We start from the raw sequence: 2,632 nt of genomic DNA on the forward strand, positions 1-2,632 counted from the left end.
CCACCTCCACGCTCACGCAGCCCCACCAAGATGGGCAGAACCCACACCGAGCCCCACGGTTCGCATAGGTTCGCTTAGCTGATCAGCGACGCTCCCACCATGCTTGCCGTGCCGGAGTTTCTCCAGCTGGAGATCACCGGCAGGTGTCAGCGGAGCAGCCGAGAACGGCATAAAGAGGGTGGTGGCAGTTCATCGGTGGTGAGCCGCAGGGCGGACAGCGCCCACACCATCGCCGACAGGAAAGCCGACGGGGGACCTCCGCGTGCGCGGAGCGGACCAGAACTTCGCTGTGGCGAGGAAACGACGCAGAAGCGCGTTGTCCGAGACCCTGGCGGGAGCGGGGGGTACGGCGTCGATCTCGCGCCTGGCCTTGAGGAGGCCTTCGTCGCTGCGGTCGGCCACAGCTTGGACGAGCACCCCAGGCGTCCACGTCACGGCCGGCGTCGTCGCCTTCCTCGGCGCCCGGCGCCGGAACGAGCCCCGGGGCGGAGCGCCCGGACTGCGCCGCGCAGGCTGATGCCGTGCCGGCAAGCCAGCGAGTCCACGCCCGCTTGACGCCCCCAGATGCGGAAGTCGCGCCCGAGCACCGGGCAGTCACACCGCCGCGCGCTCGCACGCTTGTAGGGCGATGCACGAACTGGCATGTCCACGGGGGGACTTGGGGCTACTACAGGCGAGTACACGTTCTGGTGCCACATGCGCGGATTTTGGCCCGACTGCTTGCCTACCGCACTCATGCCTCGGATAATCAAGACTTGAACTTGTCAGGAGCACGCCGAATGCGGCTTTTCGGCGGGCGCTTGTGCCGTACCCCCCTGAAGGCATCCCCTCCCAGGAGGACCGCGTGCGGTTCGAAACGTGCAGCACCACGAGACACGCCGGGCCAACCGCCCCGGCGTCCGACTTGTTCACGACGGCGGCACCCACCGCGCCCACGACCCGCACCCACGGCCTGCTTCCCCACGGCGCCGGGGCAGCTCACCCGCACTCGGCGACAGCGCCGGCCCCAGGGGCGGTACGCCTCCCATACGGCCGGTGACCAGGAACTGAACACACAGGGCACCCACGTGCGCTGACACTCCCCGACCCCACACTCCCTCCGGCCGCGTCTGCGCTCGGTCGCGCACCGCCCCGACCGAGCCTGCACTGCGCGCGCCGCCACTCCCCCGTCAGTCCGTCGCCGACGCAAGTCACCGGCAGGCGACGGTCGTTCACGTCGCATCCGCTTGGCGCTCCCGCACGCCGCGGCGCACGCGGAGTCTACGCGAGAAGAACGCTTGTCATGGGCACGCCTCATTGCGTCCGTCGTCCTCCGGCCCAACAGCAACCGGTTTTCGCTCTCGGGAGGTTTCGTGAGACCCGTCAGATCTCTATCAGCCCTCGCCACGCTGTGCTTCGCGACCGTGTTCAGCCTGACACTGACCGCTCCCGCACAGGCCGCCGGCGCCTCCTACGTCGCCCTCGGCGACTCCTACGCGGCCGGCAACGGAGCCGGCAACTACGACAGTTCGAGCGGTTCCTGCCACCGCAGCTTCAGCGCCTACCCCTACCTGTGGAAGAACGCCCACGCCCCGTCCTCGTTCGCCGACACCTCCTGCTCGGGTGCAGTGACCACGGACGTGACCAACTCCCAGCTCGGACCGCTGAACTCCTCCACCACGCTGGTCTCCGTCACCATCGGCGGCAACGACGCGGGCTTCTCCGACGTCATGACCACCTGCGTGACCGGTTCGGACAGCGACTGCGTCAACCGAGTCAACCAGGCCGAGAGCTACGCCCAGAACACGCTGCCCGCCCGCCTGGACGCCACCTACAACGCGATTCGCACCAAGGCACCCAACGCCAAGGTCGTCGTGCTCGGCTATCCGCGGATGTACACCCTCGGTGTCTTCTGCGTCGGACTCAGCGACACGAAGCACCGCAAGATCGACGAGGCCGCGGACGTCCTCGACAACGTCATCGCCGACCGGGCCGCAGCGCACGGCTTCGTCTTCGGCGACGCCCGCTCCACCTTCAACGGGCACGAACTGTGCTCCGGCGACGACTGGCTGCACTCCCTGGTGGCCTCCCCGAGCTGGGAGTCCTACCACCCCACCGCCACCGGCCACGCATCCGGCTACTATCCCGTCCTCAACGCCAACAGCTGACCGCTCTCACGAAGAACCGGCACCCCACGCCCCTGGCCCCCGGTCTTCCGTGGACCAGGGGCCCTGCCCACATATCGACCCGATGTCCCGACGCTCCGCGGCAGCGCAGACGTCCCCTGAGCTTCTCCCATTGCCGCACAGCGCCAGGAGACGAACGCTCCGATGTTCATGAGCAACGACAGCACCAGGCATTGAGTGACGTCCATCGTGAAATCGCAGGTCGCGGGTCTGGTGTGAGTGACGATTCGGGGACTCGTGCCGGTCGGCGGCGGTTGTCCATGCCGTAGATCATCGGGCAGGTCCAGTTCCGACGGTCTGCCGGGTTCGGCTGCGCCCGTGACCGACCCCCGCCTACGATCCGCCAGCAGGGCGGCACGCCATGAGACCGCGGGAGGCTCACCAGTTGGATTAGCGAAGCGTAGTGAACCTGTGGCAGAGTGCTACGCGCACGCCCGGCGCCCAGGCGACGTCGGGCACCCTCCTCG

1 protein-coding gene is annotated in these 2,632 nt (G+C 68.3%); it reads left to right on the forward strand.

What is annotated here, in order from left to right:
- Nucleotides 1-1,403 precede the first annotated feature (1,403 nt).
- Nucleotides 1,404-2,147: an SGNH/GDSL hydrolase family protein gene (locus AB0M27_RS47295; protein WP_365732389.1), complete on the forward strand. Its 744-nt coding sequence runs from the start codon at nt 1,404-1,406 to the stop codon at nt 2,145-2,147.
- The last annotated feature ends 485 nt before the right edge of the window (nt 2,148-2,632 follow it).

Source organism: Streptomyces sp. NPDC052107 (genome assembly GCF_040680215.1).
Taxonomy (GTDB): Bacteria; Actinomycetota; Actinomycetes; order Streptomycetales; family Streptomycetaceae; genus Streptomyces.